Annotated in this window: 12 protein-coding genes and 1 pseudogene; 7 read left to right on the top strand and 6 right to left on the bottom strand. The window is 69.4% G+C overall.

The window, feature by feature from the left end:
* Window positions 1-124: 124 nt before the first annotated feature.
* Window positions 125-1,375, top strand: a complete 1,251-nt coding sequence (locus tag QEG98_RS40330; RefSeq protein WP_090495642.1) for an acyltransferase family protein — start codon at window positions 125-127, stop codon at window positions 1,373-1,375.
* A gap of 54 nt (window positions 1,376-1,429) precedes the next feature.
* Here QEG98_RS40330 and QEG98_RS40325 read toward each other — a convergent pair whose 3' ends face one another.
* From QEG98_RS40325 to QEG98_RS40315, 3 genes are all read right to left on the bottom strand, one after another.
* On the bottom strand, window positions 1,430-1,723 hold the full coding sequence (locus tag QEG98_RS40325) for a FruA-associating protein, FapA (protein ID WP_090495641.1): 294 nt from the start codon (window positions 1,721-1,723) through the stop codon (window positions 1,430-1,432).
* 177 nt (window positions 1,724-1,900) lie between these two features.
* Complete coding sequence (locus QEG98_RS40320; protein WP_090495640.1) at window positions 1,901-2,950, bottom strand: NAD(P)-dependent alcohol dehydrogenase; 1,050 nt, start codon at window positions 2,948-2,950, stop codon at window positions 1,901-1,903.
* A 137-nt stretch (window positions 2,951-3,087) separates the two neighbouring features.
* Window positions 3,088-5,229 carry a BTAD domain-containing putative transcriptional regulator gene (locus tag QEG98_RS40315; RefSeq protein ID WP_316565139.1) on the bottom strand — a complete coding sequence of 714 codons (2,142 nt, stop codon included), beginning with the start codon at window positions 5,227-5,229 and terminating at the stop codon, window positions 3,088-3,090.
* A gap of 228 nt (window positions 5,230-5,457) precedes the next feature.
* On the opposite strand from QEG98_RS40315, the gene QEG98_RS40310 reads away from it, so the two are divergent.
* The 3 genes and pseudogenes from QEG98_RS40310 to QEG98_RS40300 all read left to right on the top strand — a co-directional run bounded on the left by QEG98_RS40310 (window position 5,458) and on the right by QEG98_RS40300 (window position 9,138).
* The gene (locus tag QEG98_RS40310; protein WP_316565138.1) at window positions 5,458-7,038 is read left to right on the top strand and encodes a bifunctional 3-(3-hydroxy-phenyl)propionate/3-hydroxycinnamic acid hydroxylase; all 1,581 of its coding nucleotides are present in this window, start codon (window positions 5,458-5,460) and stop codon (window positions 7,036-7,038) included.
* An 87-nt stretch (window positions 7,039-7,125) separates the two neighbouring features.
* Window positions 7,126-7,527, top strand: a complete 402-nt coding sequence (locus tag QEG98_RS40305) for a BlaI/MecI/CopY family transcriptional regulator (RefSeq protein ID WP_316565137.1) — start codon at window positions 7,126-7,128, stop codon at window positions 7,525-7,527.
* Window positions 7,524-9,138 (top strand): annotated as a pseudogene (locus tag QEG98_RS40300) (transglycosylase SLT domain-containing protein). The gene QEG98_RS40305 and the pseudogene QEG98_RS40300 overlap by 4 nt, the downstream one beginning before the upstream one ends.
* Window positions 9,139-9,150: 12 nt before the next feature.
* On the opposite strand, the gene QEG98_RS40295 reads toward QEG98_RS40300, so the two are convergent.
* Both QEG98_RS40295 and QEG98_RS40290 read right to left on the bottom strand, forming a co-directional pair.
* Window positions 9,151-9,870 (bottom strand): outer membrane beta-barrel protein, encoded by a 720-nt coding sequence (locus QEG98_RS40295; protein ID WP_316565136.1) that lies wholly within the window; start codon window positions 9,868-9,870, stop codon window positions 9,151-9,153.
* Between the two features lie 166 nt (window positions 9,871-10,036).
* Window positions 10,037-10,456 carry a TetR/AcrR family transcriptional regulator gene (locus QEG98_RS40290; RefSeq protein ID WP_316565135.1) on the bottom strand — a complete coding sequence of 140 codons (420 nt, stop codon included), beginning with the start codon at window positions 10,454-10,456 and terminating at the stop codon, window positions 10,037-10,039.
* Window positions 10,457-10,772: 316 nt separating this feature from the next.
* Here QEG98_RS40290 and QEG98_RS40285 point away from each other — a divergent pair, with 316 nt between their 5' ends.
* Together QEG98_RS40285 and QEG98_RS40280 are read left to right on the top strand one after the other, a co-directional pair.
* A complete protein-coding gene (locus tag QEG98_RS40285; RefSeq protein WP_316565134.1) occupies window positions 10,773-11,588 on the top strand; it encodes an alpha/beta hydrolase in 816 nt (271 codons plus the stop codon).
* A gap of 32 nt (window positions 11,589-11,620) precedes the next feature.
* Window positions 11,621-12,607 carry a PHB depolymerase family esterase gene (locus QEG98_RS40280; protein WP_316565133.1) on the top strand — a complete coding sequence of 329 codons (987 nt, stop codon included), beginning with the start codon at window positions 11,621-11,623 and terminating at the stop codon, window positions 12,605-12,607.
* 12 nt (window positions 12,608-12,619) lie between these two features.
* On the opposite strand, the gene QEG98_RS40275 is transcribed toward QEG98_RS40280, so the two are convergent.
* The gene (locus tag QEG98_RS40275; protein ID WP_316565132.1) at window positions 12,620-13,561 is read right to left on the bottom strand and encodes an MBL fold metallo-hydrolase; all 942 of its coding nucleotides are present in this window, start codon (window positions 13,559-13,561) and stop codon (window positions 12,620-12,622) included.
* An 88-nt stretch (window positions 13,562-13,649) separates the two neighbouring features.
* Here QEG98_RS40275 and QEG98_RS40270 point away from each other — a divergent pair, with 88 nt between their 5' ends.
* Complete coding sequence (locus tag QEG98_RS40270) at window positions 13,650-14,534, top strand: LysR family transcriptional regulator (protein WP_316565131.1); 885 nt, start codon at window positions 13,650-13,652, stop codon at window positions 14,532-14,534.
* Window positions 14,535-14,606 lie beyond the last annotated feature (72 nt).

Genomic DNA, 14,606 nt, shown 5'->3' with positions numbered 1-14,606 from the left:
CGCGCGCGTGCGTTTTTCCCGCGCCCGACTGCCTGGTGGCAGGACTGACACCCCGAACCGCAATCCCACGCACGCCGGGTGGTGGTCTTGTTGAATGACAGTCGTTGTTGGTAAGAGAACTTTCATGTCCTTGAACTCTGGCCGTGTGGATGCACCCACGGCGCACGCTCCGCGCCTGCAGGGTCACCTGCCCGTGCTGGACGGTGTGCGGGGCCTCGCCGTCCTGCTGGTGGTGTTCTTCCACACGACCCACCTGAGCGACCAGAGCGTGGCGGGACGCGTGACGTGGTGGCTGGCCGGCGCCGGATGGACGGGCGTGGACCTGTTCTTCGTCCTCTCCGGCTTCCTCATCACCGGCATCCTCTGGGAGGCGAAGGGACAGCCGTACTTCTTCCGCAACTTCTACATGCGCCGCTTCCTGCGCATCTTCCCGCTCTACTACCTGGCGTTGGCGGTGTCGTTCCTGGTGCTGCCATCACTGGCGGGCCGACTGGGCCTGGACGAGCGCATCACCACCGACGGCGCCGTCTGGTACCTGCTGTACTTCTCCAACTTCTACCAGCTGTGGGTGGACACCACGCACCCCATCCTCGGCGTGGTGTGGTCGCTGGCCATCGAAGAGCAGTTCTACATCGTCTGGCCCTTCCTCATCGCCGCGGTGTCGTACCGGGGCGCCATCCGGTTGTGCCTGGGCACCATCGCCCTGGCCATCCTGGTGCGCGTGGGGCTCACGCTGTACGGGGCCAGCATCGAGAGCACCTACGTGGTGACGTTCTGCCGCGTGGACTCGCTGGCGATGGGCGGCCTGCTCGCGATGGCGCTGCGCCACCCGGAAGGGCTGGGCCTGAAGGCGTTCCCGTGGATGCGCTGGGCGGTCTGGGCCTCGGTGCCGGTGGTGCTCGCGCTGGTGGTGCTGCCGGTGGGCCCCACCTTCGAGCTGGTGAAGCGCACGGGCGGCTACACCGCCATCGCCGTGCTCTACGCCGTGTGCGTGTACAAGGCGGTGGCCGTCTCCAAGGGCCATGTCCTGTACCGCTTCCTCACGACGCGGCTGCTGCTCACCTTCGGCAAGTACAGCTACGCCATCTACCTCATCCACTCGCCGCTGGACGCCATCCTGCGCCGCACGGTGCTGAAGACGCCGCTGAAGACGGTGGCGGGCTCGGACATGCCCATGCAGCTGGTGTTCTACGTGGTGGCCGCGGGGCTCTCGCTGGGGCTCGCGCTGGTGAGCTGGAACCTCTTCGAGAAGCACATGCTGAAGCTCAAGGACTACTTCCCCTACGGCCAGCGCCCCGCTCCGGTGCCGCTGCCGGTATCGCTGCCGGAGGACGCCCGGGCCGAACGGACCGAGGCTTCCGCCCGGGTGGCGTGACGTCCGCTGGGGTGCTCGGCGCCGTCGTCCAGCGCCGGGGCCCCCGGCGCGTCGTCAATCACGGCGCATGGAGAAGGCTTCCGCGACGCGCAGGGCCCACGTCTCCGCCGAGTCGAGCTCCGCGCGGGCGCTGGCATAACGGTCCAGTCCGGCCTCCGAGCCATCCCGCGCGAAGATGGCGTCGTGCAGCTCCTTCTGTGCGCGACTGAGCCAATGGCTCGCCTTCTGGCGAAGCTGGGCTGCCTTCTGGGGCGTGGGGGCGGCGAGCGCCGGATCCAACAACTCTTGCTCCTCGGGGTACGGGGACGTCACCTTCACGAAACCGGCCTGCGCAATCGTCGTAGTCATGCTCTGAGAATTCGCACCAAACGGCGAGCAGGCACCTGACCAGTGGGGCAGGACGGTGTGCAATGGCGTGCACTGTCCTGCCCTCCAGGGCCGGTGGGCGGGGCGCGACTTCGAGCCGAGGCAGTCGTTGCCTATCGGCTGTTGTCCCGCGAGGTGGGAGCCGGAGCTCCCGGGCGGCTACTTCCGCAGACTCGCGAGGTCGATGACGAACCGGTACTTCACGTCTCCCTTCAGCAGCCGCTCGTAGGCGTCATTCACCTGCTGGATGGAAATCAGCTCGATGTCGGAGACGATGTTGTGCTTGCCGCAGAAGTCTAGCATTTCCTGTGTTTCCTGGATACCCCCAATCATCGAGCCCGAGAAGCTCCGCCGCGTGGGGATGAGGGAGAAGGGGCGGACGTCGAGCGGCTTCTCCGGGGCGCCGACGAGGACCAGGTGGCCGTCCCGTCGCAGCAGCCGCAGGTACGCGTTGATGTCGTGCTGCGCGGAGACGGTGTCGAGGATGAAGTCGAACCTGCCCGTCTGCGCGGCCATCTCCTCCTTGTTCGAGGAGACCACGACGGCGTCGGCGCCCAGGCGCGCGGCGTCCTGCTTCTTGCGGTCGGTGTGGCTGAAGACGGTGACGTGGGCGCCCATGGCCTTGGCCAGCTTCACGCCCATGTGGCCCAGTCCGCCCAGGCCCACCACGCCCACGCGCTGACCCGGCTGCACCTTCCAGTGCCGCAGCGGCGAGTACGTGGTGATGCCGGCGCACAGCAGCGGCGCGGCGGCGGCCGGGTCCAGGTTCTCCGGAATCTTCAGCGTGAAGGCCTCGTCCACGACGATGGCCTCGCTGTAGCCGCCCTGGTTGAGCGTCTTCCCGTCCTTCGCCTTGGCGTTGTACGTCTGGACGTTGCCCTTCTCGCAGTACTGCTCCAGGCCTTCCTGGCAGCTGGGGCAGGTGCGGCAGGAGTCGACCATGCAGCCGACGCCGGCCATGTCACCGACCTTGACCTTCGTCACCTGGTCCCCCACGCGGACCACGCGGCCGATGATTTCGTGGCCTGGAACCATGGGGTACAGGGAGCCGCCCCATTCGTCGCGCGCCTGGTGCAGGTCGGAGTGGCAGACGCCGCAGTAGAGGATTTCAATCTGCACGTCGCTGGGGCCGGGCTCGCGGCGCTCGAACTGGAACGGGGCGAGGGGGGACTTGGCGTCCTGGGCGGCATAGCCGCGAACGGGAATCATGAGAGGTGCTCTCCTGGGCCTTGGGGTGTTGTTGTCACTGCTCGACGGAACGGAATATGCGTCTGCTCTCGCTCGCGCGTCACAGCTGAAATCGGGACGCGCTGATTAGAAAGTCTTCACAATGGCCTTGGCGCCGCTCAACGCCCTGAATGCCTTCCTGGACGTGGCGCGCGAGGTGACCGGCGGCACCTCGCTGAGCCGAGCAGACTACGCGGAGGGGATGTTGCGCACGCGGCCCCGCACGAGCGCCGCTTCGTCGGCGTTGCCCGTCTCGTCCAGCAGCGCGGCGGCTCGGTGGTAGAGCAGGGCGGCCTCCAGGTGGCGCAGGGCGGCGGCCTCCGCGTTGGCGGCGGAGACGAGGAAGGGGCCGCGCGGCGTGGCTCGTGGCCGTCCAGCCAGTGCTGGGCCACGACGACGGGCGCGGCGCCGCGCTGCTCCAGGGCCACGGCGAGCCGGCGGTGGAGCAGCGTGCCCAGCGCGCCGGGGACGCCCTGGCGCACCACCTCGAAGAGCAAGTCATTGGTGAAGCGCTCGCCCCTCAGAATCTGCGCGCCTTCCAGCTCCGCCACGTGCGTGACGAGCGCCAGCGGGTTCATCTCCAGCACCTCGCTGGCCAGCTCCAGCGTGAAGTCCGTCTTGGCCAGCGCCGCCAGCCGGGCCACCAGCAGCGCGGAGGGGGACAGCCGCTCCAGCCGCTGCTGGATGAGCTGCTGGCCCCGGCCGGAGGCGGGGACGTGTTCGGGCCAGCCGCGTTCCAGGCCGCCGGTCTCCAGCAGGTACTTCAGCGTCTCGGTGATGAAGAGCGGGTTGCCGCCGGTGTGCCGCGTCACGTCCTGCACCAGCTTCTCCGCGCCGGGAAGCTCCAGGCTCTGGAGCAGCGCGCCCACCGCCGAGGAGCCCAGGGGCTGCAACTCCACCAGGATGGCCAGCCCCGCGGTCACCAACTGCTGGACGAAGACGGTGGCCTGGGGCGACAGCTCATCCGTCCGGTAGGTGTCGATGAAGCGCGGGAAACGGCCGCCGGGCTCGGGCGCGTGGCGGCGCGACAGCATCAGCACCGCGAACTCCGCGGTGGCGCTGTCCATGAACTGGAGGTCGTCGGCCACCATGGCGTCCACGCTGGCCGCGAGCTGGTAGACGAGCTGGCACTGCGCTTCCAGGAAGCGGCTGCGATCGGCCTCATCCGCCATGGGCGGGGGCAGGCCTTCCTGCCCGGCCTGGTCCGGCAGCAGGCGAGCCAGCTCGCGCCGCACCCAGCGCGGCAGGTCCGGGTCGGGAACCCGGGCCAGCATCTGCCGCACCAGCCGCACGTGCGAGGCGTAGGGCACGCTCTGTTCGCCGGGCCGCGCCTCCAGCAGCAGGTAGTTACCCCGCGACGCCGCGAAGTCATGGGCCAGGCGCGTCTTGCCCACGCCCGGCTCGCCAGCGATGAAGATGGTCTGCCCCGCCTCCCAGGCGGCCTCCATCCGCGCCCACTCGCGCTCGCGGCCCACCAGGACCGGTGGCCGGAGCACGGAGAGGGGCAGCCGGCTCGTGGGTGGGGGCACCTGCCTGGGGGCGGGCGGGCCCCGCTCGATTTCGCGCGCGAGGGCCACCGTCTGCGGCAGCGGCGTGGTGTCCAGCTCCTCGCGCAGCAGGCGGCGGCACCGCTCGAAGGCGTTGAGCGCGGCCATGCGGTCGCCCGCCACGTAGTGCAGCCGCATCAGCCGGCGCCACGCTTCTTCCGAATACGGGTCCATGGCGAGGAGCTGCTCCGCGAGCGCCAGTGCACCCGTCAGGTCCCCTCGCTTCTCCCGCGACTCCGACTCCGCCACGGCGGCCCGGCGGCGAAGCTTGTCCAACCGCTCACGCGCGCCTTCCAACCATGTTTGGAATTCTGAGCAATCTTCGTATTCCAGGACACCCAGGAGAACGCCTTCCAGCGCGAGGGCTTCCGCGTATCGCCCCTCGAGCACGTGGGCCTGGAGTTCGGCGGCGTCCGAGACAACCCCCTCACACAGCGAGAGGACATCGGTGCCCTGGACCAGCTCCGCGCCGCAGGCGAGCCGCAGCCGGCGCAGCAGCTGGCGCATGTTGTTGCGCGCGGTCGCCTCCCCGGACTCCGCCCACAGGAGTCCGGCCAGACGGTACTTCGGGTGAGGGCCTTCCAATGCCAACCATGCGAGCACCGCCGCGGTCCGCCGCTCCAGCGGGATGCGTGTGTCGCCGACCCGGAGCCGGGCTTCGCCCAAGAGTTCCAGGCGAAAGCGTTGTGTATTTACCAGGCCGTCGGCTGCCATGTCCTCCGGGATTCCTCGCATGGGCGGGGCTCTAAGGTAACACGTCCGCCGAAAACCTCCGTAACGGGTAGGGATTGCCCCAGCAGTGACAATTTTTGCGTGTGGTTTTTCCGTCACACGGCAGCTCGCCGCTCTGAGCGGATGCTGATCCAGGCTTCCGGACCCGTCACACCGTGGTCACACCTGATTCGTTATTAAAAATGCCAGACATTGCCCCGGGAGGCATCCATGGGTTGTGACAGTCAGCAGACGGACACGCAGGTGGACGTCATCATCAGCGGGTGTGGTCCGGTGGGCGCGTTGACGGGCAACCTGCTGGGTCTCATGGGTGTGCGCACCTTGCTGCTGGAGCGGGACGTGGCGCCGCACGGCGAGCCCCGGGCCTTCTCGTGCGACGACGAGGGCCTGCGCATCTACCAGTCCACCGGACTGTTGGATTTGTTGCAAAGCGACATGCGGGAAAGCCGTTTCGCGGAGTACGTGGGCGGCACGGGCAAGCGCTTCGCGGAGATTCACACCGGCGAGACGGACTTCGGCTTCGGCCACACGCCGCTGTGGTTCTTCCACCAGCCGCTGCTGGAGGGCGCGCTGCGCGACGGGCTCAACCGCTTCGAGCATGTGGAGCTGCGCAAGGGCGTGAGCGTGGAGGCCGTGGTGCAGGACTCCGACGGGGTGACGGTGCGCTACCACGACTCGTTCACGGGCGAGCAGCGCTCCGTCCGCGCGAAGTACCTGCTGGCGTGTGACGGCGCGCGCAGCACCGTGCGCAAGGCGCTGGGCATCTCGATGTCGGGGCGGGCCTATGGCGAGCCCTGGCTGGCGGTGTCCGGCACCGTGGTGGAAGGGGAGGTGCCGGAAATCTGCCGCTTCGTGTGCGACCCGAAGCGTCCGGCCTTCGTGGCCACCGGCGCGGTGAACCAGATTCGCTGGGAGTTCATGATGATGCCCGGCGAGACGCGCGAGCACCTGGAGAAGTCGGAGACCATCTCCGAGCTCATCGCGCCGTACGTGGACCCCAAGCGCGTGCGCATCGAGCGTGCCTCGGTCTACACGTTCCACTGCCTCAACGCGGCGCGTTGGCGCCAGGGCAACGTCTTCCTGCTGGGCGACGCGGCGCACACCATGCCGCCCTTCATGGGCCAGGGCCTGGTGTCGGGGATGCGGGATGCATCCAACCTGGCGTGGAAGCTGAAGCGCGTGCTGCACGGGCAGTCCTCCGCGTCGCTGCTGGACACCTATGAGCAGGAGCGCCGGCCGCATGTGGAGGCGGTGCAGAAGCTGTGTGTGCGGGTGGGGCACCTGTTCCTGGCGCGCAACCCCCTGGTGGCCTCGGCGCGTGACGCGCTGCTGCGCACCCTTCAGCGCATCCCCCGGGTGCGCAAGTTCATCGAGGGCTTCGAGTTCAAGGAGGCCCCGGCGCACGCGAGCGGCTACTACTTCGGCGACAAGGGCGAGTACTTCATCCAGCCGCGCGTGAAGCTGCCGTCGGGTGAGGAGGTCCTGCTGGACGACACCCTGGGCAATGAATTCACGGTGCTGTGCCGGGGCAACGCGCCGTCGGCGGAGCTGGAGGCGGCGCGCGAGCTGGCCGAGTCGCTGGGTGGCCGCATGATGACGTTCCATCCTCCGGCGGAGGCGGTGGACGAGGCCTCGGAGGATGCACCCGCGGTGGTGGACGTCACCGGAAAGCTGGCGGACTGGTTCTCCAAGCACGCCGCGGACGTGGTGGTGCTGCGTCCGGACCGGTTCGTCTACGGCGCGGTGCGGTCGCGGCGTCTGCCGGAGCTGCGGGAGGCGCTGGGGGTGTAGGGGCAGGAGCTCCATTAGCGAGCAACTAAGTGGTTAGTTGATTTGGAACTAATCTCTTAGTAGATTGCGCGTCACGGAGGTTCGCTCGTGACTCGCAAGCCTGAGCCCGAAGTGGCTCCACGGCCGTTGACGCCGGTGGAGCTGGAGTTGATGCACATCGTCTGGCGCCTCGGTGAGGTGAGTGTGGCGGACGTGCTCGCCGCGCTGCCGCCGGAGCGCGAGCTGGCGTACACGTCCGTCTCCACGGTGCTGCGCATCCTGGAGCAGAAGGGCGTGGTGCACAGCCGCAAGCAGGGCCGTGGCCACCTGTACTCGGCGGTGTTGCCGCGCGACGCCTATGAGGCGCAGAGCGTGCGCCACCTGGTGGAGACGGTGTTCGACGGCACGCCCTCCGCGCTGGTGGCGCGGCTGGTGGAGGCAGTGCCCCTGTCCGCCTCGGACGTGGACCAGCTCCGCAAGCTGCTCGACGCGAAGGGGCGCAAGCCGTGAGCGCCGCGCTGCGTGGGCTCGCGTCGCTCTATCTGACGCAGGCGCTGCTGCTCGCCGTAGCGCCGCCGCTGGCCTGGCTGGCGCTGACGCTGCTGTCGCGGCTGGGCCGTCCCCTGTCGGCGCGGCAGTCCTTGAAGGTGGCGCGTGGCGTGTTGCTGCTCGCGCTGGTGCTGCCGTTGTTGGCCGCGGCCGTGCACGCGCTGGTGCCCACCGGGCCCCGCTTCACCTTCGAGCGTTCCGTGGCGCGCCACGCGGGACGGCTGCCCGCGCCCTTGTGGGAGCCGCGTCCGGTGGCGGAGCCTGCGCGGGCTCGGGAGTCCGCGCCCGCGCTGCCGCCCGTGCTGCCCGCGGCGGCGCTGGCGCTCTTGGTGGGAGGAGGCGCCTCCATCACACGGGCGCTGGTGCGGCATGCGCGCCTGCTGCGTCAGTTGGAGTCGCTGCCCCGCGTGCGCGGCGTGGGGCGCGTCGCTGTGGTGGTGGGGGAGGCGGGCATGCCGGCCTTCTCCGCGTGGTTTCCTCGCGCCGGGCGTCAGCCTTCCGCGTGGGTGGTGGTACCGCCCGCGCTGCTGGAGGACGCGGAGTCCTTCCGGCTGACGGTGCTTCACGAGCTTCAACACCACCGTCAGCGCGACACGCACCGGGCCTTCGCGCGGCTCGTCCTCACGGGCGCCTTCTTCTGGCATCCGGGCGCATATGCCCTGTCCCGGTGGATGGCCTCGCTCCAGGAGTTGGCGTGTGACGAAGCGCTGGTGGCCACTGGTCGGGCCCAGGCGCAGGCCTACGCGCGGTGCCTGCTCCAGGCGGCCTTGTCGGTGCGGCCCGAGTCCCCCTTCCCGCCGGTGTCACCGGCATGTCCCACCCCACCACCCGGAGAATCCAGATGCTCTTCCAGCCTCGTCCCGCCCGTGCCCAGGGTGTTTCCGCGCTCCTGGCCGCGCTGTGTCTCGTCCTGGTGCCGCTCGCGGCGCTGTCACAAGGCGCGGCGCAGGGCCGCGCGGTGACGCTCGCGGAGGCGCAGGCGCTCGCCCGGTCCAGCCAGCCGGAGGAGATTTGCCGGTGGTGGTGGACGCGCATGTGTTGGCGCGGCTCAACACGCTCACCGGTTCGGAGAAGGGCCGCGCGTTCATGAAGCGCGCGCTGGCGAACCTGGTGACGCAGCGGGAGGCGCTCTCCGCGCCGTTGCGCGCTCGGGGCCTGCCCGAGGGACTGCTGGCCGTGGCCGTCGTCGAATCCGCGGCGACGAACATGCCGGAGACGGATGGCCGGCCCTCGCTGGCGCCGGGCCTGCGCGGCGCTGGCGTGTGGATGTTCATCCCGGAGACGGCGCGGCGCTACGGGCTGGAGGTGAGCGACGCGCGGGACGAGCGGCTGGACGTGGCGCGTGAAACCGAGGCCGCCGCCTCGCTGCTGTCGGACCTGCACGCGCGCTATGGCGACTGGCGGCTGGCGCTCGCCGCGTACAACCAGGGGGCGAAGAAGGTGGATGCGGCGCTTGCTGCGGGCGGAAGCCGGGATGCCACGGTGCTTGTCGACGCTGGGCATCTCAACGACTACGCCGCCACCGTGCAGGCGGGGTTGCTCATCCTGCGCAACCCGCACCTGCTGGACTGAGGTGGGCGCGGCCTAGAAGCGGAACTGCGCCCGCACGCCGCCGGACAGCCAGGCGTGGACCGTCTTGTTGTCGATGCTCTCCGACTCCGACTCGGAGACATCACCAATGATGGGCACGTTCTTCATCTCCATGCTGGAGGTCGACGACTGGTAGACGCCGGCCGCCAGCGACAGGTAGGGCCCGATGGAGAACGTGTCGTTGATGCGATAGTCGGCGCCGGCCTGGAGGGCGGCGAACTCGATGCCGCGGACGCCCGTGCCAATGGTGGCCTCCACGCCGGCCTCGCTCGAGGATACTTTCAGGTTGAGCATCTCGTAGCCGATGCCCAGGCCCATCCAGGGCCTGAGCTTCTCTCCCGCCCGGAAGTGGTAGGACGCGTTGATGCCGAAGCGCATCTGATCGGCGGAGCAGCTGACGTCCGATTCGCAGTCCTCGGCGAGCAGCACGGGCGCGTACTGAAAGTAGGCCCCCAGGTAGACATTCGAGTTGAAGAAGTATCCCGCCTCCACCTGCAAGGGGATGGCGCTCTTGAACACCTCGCTCATCTTGGGGGTTTCGCCGAGGTCGGAGCCCGCGGCGTGCCCCAGTGGGACGCCGTAGCCCGCACGCAGTCCCAGCGCGAAGCCCCGGTCCTCCTGGGCCTGTTCGACATCGTCGGCGCTCTTGAAATTCTTGCGCCCGACGTTGCCGTCATCGCGCCAGTCCGCAGCGAAGGCGGGAGCGGACAACATGAGGGAGAGGGTCGTGAGCTTCCAGAGCGTGCGGGGAGTGGTCATGTGAGGGTATCCAGCGTGAGGAAGGATCCGCCGTTGCGGTGGATGCGCCTGCTGACGCGAGCGTGTTGGGAAAATTCAACGGTCGGCAACCCGCCGTGCAGACGAGCCTTGTCGCCCGGCCTCACGCGCCGGAGACACTTCCCAGCATCCGCAGCGCCAGCTCGGCGTGGGTCTTCGCCAGGGTCTCCACCGCGATGGGGCCGCCGGGTTCGAACCAGTGGGGGATGCGCGAGCCCATCCCCACAATCGCCGCGGCGGTGATTTGGGGATGGAGCGGGGAGAACTGCCCCTGGGCCATGCCGCGCTGGATGGCGTCCAGCAACATGGCGTTGGCCTTGTCCCGCAGCGCTTGCGCGGGCGCCGCCAGCTCCAGGCTCAGCGCGTAGAACTCCTCGTTCACCACCAACGCGAGCTGCGGATGCTCCGCGTGGACGCGCGTGTGCGCATGAACCAGCGCGCGCACCTGGTCCGCGGGCGTGGGCTTCGCGCCCCGGAACGCGGTCTCCAGCGCCTCGAAATGGGCCTCGTGGCCAATGCGCACCAGCTCCGCGAGGACGTGGTCCTTGGCCGCGAAGTGGGCGTACAGCGCGCTGGGCCGCAGCTCCAGGGCTGCCGCCGGTCCCGAATGGACGTGTCGTGATAGCCGCGGCTCGCGAAGAGCTGCAGGGCCGTCTCCAGGATGCGTCGGCGCGTGCCTTCGGGAGGGGCTGCCGCCGTGGGGGGGAGGCGGGCATCCGTGGCGCGCAGGCGAGAGCGGGGGGAGGTGCTCATGGGGTACTCTTGAAAAACGAACGTTCGTTCATGTAGCTTCGGACCTGCGGTTCGACACGCTTCCTACCTGAATCTGGGGTCCGAACATGCCGTTGCTCCAGCTCGAGGAGCTCTCCCTCTACTTCGAGGAATCGGGTGAGGGCACCCCCGTGCTGCTTCTTCACGGGCTTGGCTCCTCTGGCCGGGACTGGGAGTCCGTGGCACCCAGACTGACGGGCCGCCATCGCGTCATCGTTCCAGATGCGCGGGGGCATGGCCGCAGCGGAAAGCCACCGGGCGCCTATGGCGTGCCGCGCTTCGCTCAGGACATCGCCGGGCTGTGTGACGCGCTGGGGCTCACCGGCGTCCACGTGGTGGGCCTGTCCATGGGCGGGATGATGGGGTTCCAGCTCGCGGTGGATCGGCCAGAGCTGGTGCGCAGCCTGGTCATCGTCAACAGCGGGCCGGAGCTGGTGGCGCGCACGCTGCGCCGCAAGTTCGAGTTCGGCCTGCGCCTGACGCTGCTGAAGCTGCTGGGGCCCTCCGTGCTGGCGAAGGTCCTGGCGCCCAAGCTCTTCCCCAAGCCCGAGCAGGAAGCGCTTCGTCAGCGCGCGCTGGAGATATTCAGCGCCAACGACCCGGACGCGTACCTGCGCGCGACGAAGGGGCTGGTGGGGTGGAGCGTCATGCGGCACCTGGGCGGCATCACCTGCCCGGTGCTGGTGCTCGCGTCCGACAGGGACTACACGCCCGTGGCCACGAAGCAGGCCTATGTGGACCTGCTGCCGAACGCGCGGCTCCAGGTGTTGAGTGATTCCGGCCATGCGTCACCGCATGACCAGCCCGACAAGGTCGCCGACGCAGTGGAGGCCTTCCTGGCCGGAGTCGAGGACGCCGCGGCGGATGCGCGGCAGCCGGGCTGAGCGCGGTTCCCCCACCCCGAAGGAGTCAGCCAATGAAGCGGAACGCTGTCACGTGCTCGCGCACGGGGTTGTTGCTGCTCGCCGTCCTCACGCTCACCGCCGCGGCCCCCGCGCGCGCCGGCACCTGGGTCCATGGCGTCGAAGGGACCCGGGGCTTCCAGCTCTGGGTGCCCACGGGTTACCAGGCGGACACGCCGCTTCCCCTGGTGGTGGCGCTGCACGGCTGCTTCCAGAACCCGAGCCAGTTCGCCGGCCTCTCGCGTCTCAACGAAAAGGCGGACGCGGAGAAGTTCCTGGTGCTGTACCCGAACCAGGCGACGTTCGCGAACCCCACGCAGTGCTGGAACTTCATGCTGGTGCTCAACCAGACGCGGGGCCACGGGGAGCCGGCGCTCGTCGTGGGCATGGTGGAGCAGGTGAAGCGGCACTACGCGGTGGATGCGCGCCGCATCTACGTGGGCGGCGTCAGCTCCGGCGCGGTGCTCACGGGCACGCTGCTGGCCTGCTACTCGGACGTGTTCGCGGCGGGGATGATTGGCGCGGGCGCCATGTACAAGGCGGCCACCACGATTTCGGGCACGGGCTTCGCGATGCTCTTCGGCAGCATCTACCACCCGGATGACCGGGGCCGGGACGCGTGGGAGTGCTCGGGCCGTCCGCGTCACACGGTGCCGGTGCTCGTCGTGCACGGGACGAAGGACAGCGTCGTCAACATCGTCAACGGCCGGCAGGCGACGCGGCAGTTCCTCCAGACCAGCGACTACGGCGATGACGGGGTGGCCAACGACAGCATCCGTCCGGTGGCCACGCAGGTGACGCGGGCCCGTGTGCCCGGCGGGCGCGCGTATACGGTGGACGACTACGTCTACGGCGGCTCGCTGGTGGCGCGGCACATCGAAATCCAGGGGATGGACCACGCCTGGCCCGGCGGGGATTCGCGCTATCCCTTCGCAGACCCGTCCGGACCGGACGGCACCTCCATCATGTGGGACTTCTTCCGGCAGCACACCCGGAACTGAGGCCTCCGCGCGTCAGTGTTGGTGGCCCATGCGCACCTCGACCTCGGGGTGTGCCTGGGCGAACGCGCGCAGCTTCTTGAAGCTCACCGTGGCCCGGTCCGCGTCGTTGTTGAACGAGCCGGGCTCCACGTCGTGCTCCCAGCCCCAGCGGGTGTGGCTGATGTCCCCCGCGAGCAGCACCGGGCCCTTCGTGGAGCGCACCAGGTACGCGGTGGTGCCGGGCGTGTGGCCGGGCAGCCAGAGCGCCCACACGGAGCCGTCCCCGAAGATGTCCACCGCGCCGTCGAACAGGCCGGCGTCCTCCCTCGCGTAGGTCCACTCCGACAGCGGCGGCTTGCCGGCCAGGGCCCGGTCGCTGTTGCCCTGGACGACGAGGTTCACGAAGGCGCGGTCGGAGGCCTCACCCGGTCCGGTGTAGACGGGTGTCCCGGCGGGCACGTCCGCCATGCCGGTGATGTGGTCCAGATGCAGGTGCGTGAGGAACACGCCCGCCAGCGGCTGTTGCTGCTTCGCCAGCCACTCCCCCAGCGGCGCGTGCACCGTCATCTTCTCCATGTTCATGGCGCTAGCGACGAGCCCGCGCATCGCGGCCTTCTCCGGCGCGTCCCGCAGCGCCGTCTCCACGCCGGTGTCGACGATGAAGAGCCCCTTCTCCGGGTGGCGGAGGGCGTGGAAGAAGACCTGGACCGGTTCATCCCCGTCCTCCAGGCCCGCGCGCTTCGCGGTGGGGTGGTCCAGATTGATGAGGCCGCCGCGCTCCACGGCCCAGTCGCAGGAGACGACCGTCTCCAGCTCCACGGGGCCGGGTTGCGTCAGCATCGGTAGCAGCTCCGACGAAGGGCGCGCCTTGCCGAGCGCGGAGGGCTGCACGCCATGTGAGGTGACGGCGCAGCCCGTGAGGGCGGCGGTGGCGAGCACGGTGGCGAACGAGAGGGCAAGGGAACGGTTCCGCATGGTGGGGCTCCTGCACGTCGAGACAGGCGCAAGGTAGCGATGCAAGAATGGATGGAAAATGGCGATTCAGGCATGAGGTCATGCATTCATGGATATCTCCTGGGATGACGCGCGGCTGTTCCTCGCCATCGCGGAGACGGGCAGCTTCAGCGGGGCGGCGCGGCAGCTCCGCATCGGTCAGCCCACGGTGAGCCGGCGGCTGGCGGCGCTGGAGTACGCGGTGGGCGCCTCCCTGTTCCGCCGGGGCGTGGACGGGGCGGTGCTGACGGCGGCGGGCGAGCGACTGGTGCTACCGGCGAAGAAGATGGCGGAGTGGGCCGGAGAGCTGCACCGCGCGGCGGAGTCGTCGGACACGTCGCCTCGGGGGCTGGTGCGGGTGACGGCGGCGCCGTACCTGTGCTTCGACTTCCTCGCGCCTTTTTCGGGGGCGGTGGCGAAGAAGCACCCGGGGCTGCGCTTGGAGGTGCTCTCCGGGATTCAGTACCTGGACCTGGGGCGCGGCGAGGCGGACCTCGCGCTGCGAGCCCGGTGCCCGCCGAACGCGGACTTGAAGCGCGTGTATGGGGTGCAGATTCGCAACGCCGTCTTCGTGGCGAAGTCGCTCAAGGCGAAGCTGCCCAGGCGGCCCACGCTCCAGCAGATTCCGTGGGTGGCCTGGGCGCCGCCGTTCGATGCGACGCCGCCCAATCCCCAGTTGGAGTCCATCATCCCCGGCTTTTCGCCCGTGTTCACCGCCGACAACTACCTGGTGATGCTGGCCGCGGCCGAGGCGGGCGTCGGGGCCATGGTGCTGGGCGACCTGCGGCACCGCTTCGTGCGGGAGCGGAGCCTCGTGCCGCTCGACCTGGACCTGGGGCCCTATGCCACCAGCGAGCTGCATCTGGTCTGCGCGAAGTCCGCGCTCGACATACCGCGTGTGCGGAAGGTTTCGGAGCTGCTGGTCGAGGAGCTGGAGCAGGCGAAGAAGCGGTGACACGCCGCATCCGCCCCTCGGGTTGCGATGGCCTGCCGCGCGTGTTCACGGTAATTCAGGGGCACCGGGCAT

The organism is Myxococcus sp. MxC21-1 (assembly GCF_032612255.1).
Taxonomy (GTDB): domain Bacteria; phylum Myxococcota; class Myxococcia; order Myxococcales; family Myxococcaceae; genus Myxococcus; species Myxococcus virescens.
Note: the sequence above shows the minus strand (reverse complement) of the source record. Positions and strands in the feature narration are given on the sequence as shown.

What these genes read in the sequence shown, in the direction of transcription:
- QEG98_RS40330 (WP_090495642.1), top strand. Translation starts at nt 125, where the DNA reads ATGTCCTTGAACTCTGGCCGTGTGGATGCACCCACGGCGCACGCTCCG.
- QEG98_RS40325 (WP_090495641.1), bottom strand. Translation starts at nt 1,723, where the DNA reads ATGACTACGACGATTGCGCAGGCCGGTTTCGTGAAGGTGACGTCCCCG.
- QEG98_RS40320 (WP_090495640.1), bottom strand. Translation starts at nt 2,950, where the DNA reads ATGATTCCCGTTCGCGGCTATGCCGCCCAGGACGCCAAGTCCCCCCTC.
- QEG98_RS40315 (WP_316565139.1), bottom strand. Translation starts at nt 5,229, where the DNA reads ATGGCAGCCGACGGCCTGGTAAATACACAACGCTTTCGCCTGGAACTC.
- QEG98_RS40310 (WP_316565138.1), top strand. Translation starts at nt 5,458, where the DNA reads ATGGGTTGTGACAGTCAGCAGACGGACACGCAGGTGGACGTCATCATC.
- QEG98_RS40295 (WP_316565136.1), bottom strand. Translation starts at nt 9,870, where the DNA reads ATGTTGTCCGCTCCCGCCTTCGCTGCGGACTGGCGCGATGACGGCAAC.
- QEG98_RS40285 (WP_316565134.1), top strand. Translation starts at nt 10,773, where the DNA reads ATGCCGTTGCTCCAGCTCGAGGAGCTCTCCCTCTACTTCGAGGAATCG.
- QEG98_RS40280 (WP_316565133.1), top strand. Translation starts at nt 11,621, where the DNA reads ATGAAGCGGAACGCTGTCACGTGCTCGCGCACGGGGTTGTTGCTGCTC.
- QEG98_RS40275 (WP_316565132.1), bottom strand. Translation starts at nt 13,561, where the DNA reads ATGCGGAACCGTTCCCTTGCCCTCTCGTTCGCCACCGTGCTCGCCACC.
- QEG98_RS40270 (WP_316565131.1), top strand. Translation starts at nt 13,650, where the DNA reads ATGGATATCTCCTGGGATGACGCGCGGCTGTTCCTCGCCATCGCGGAG.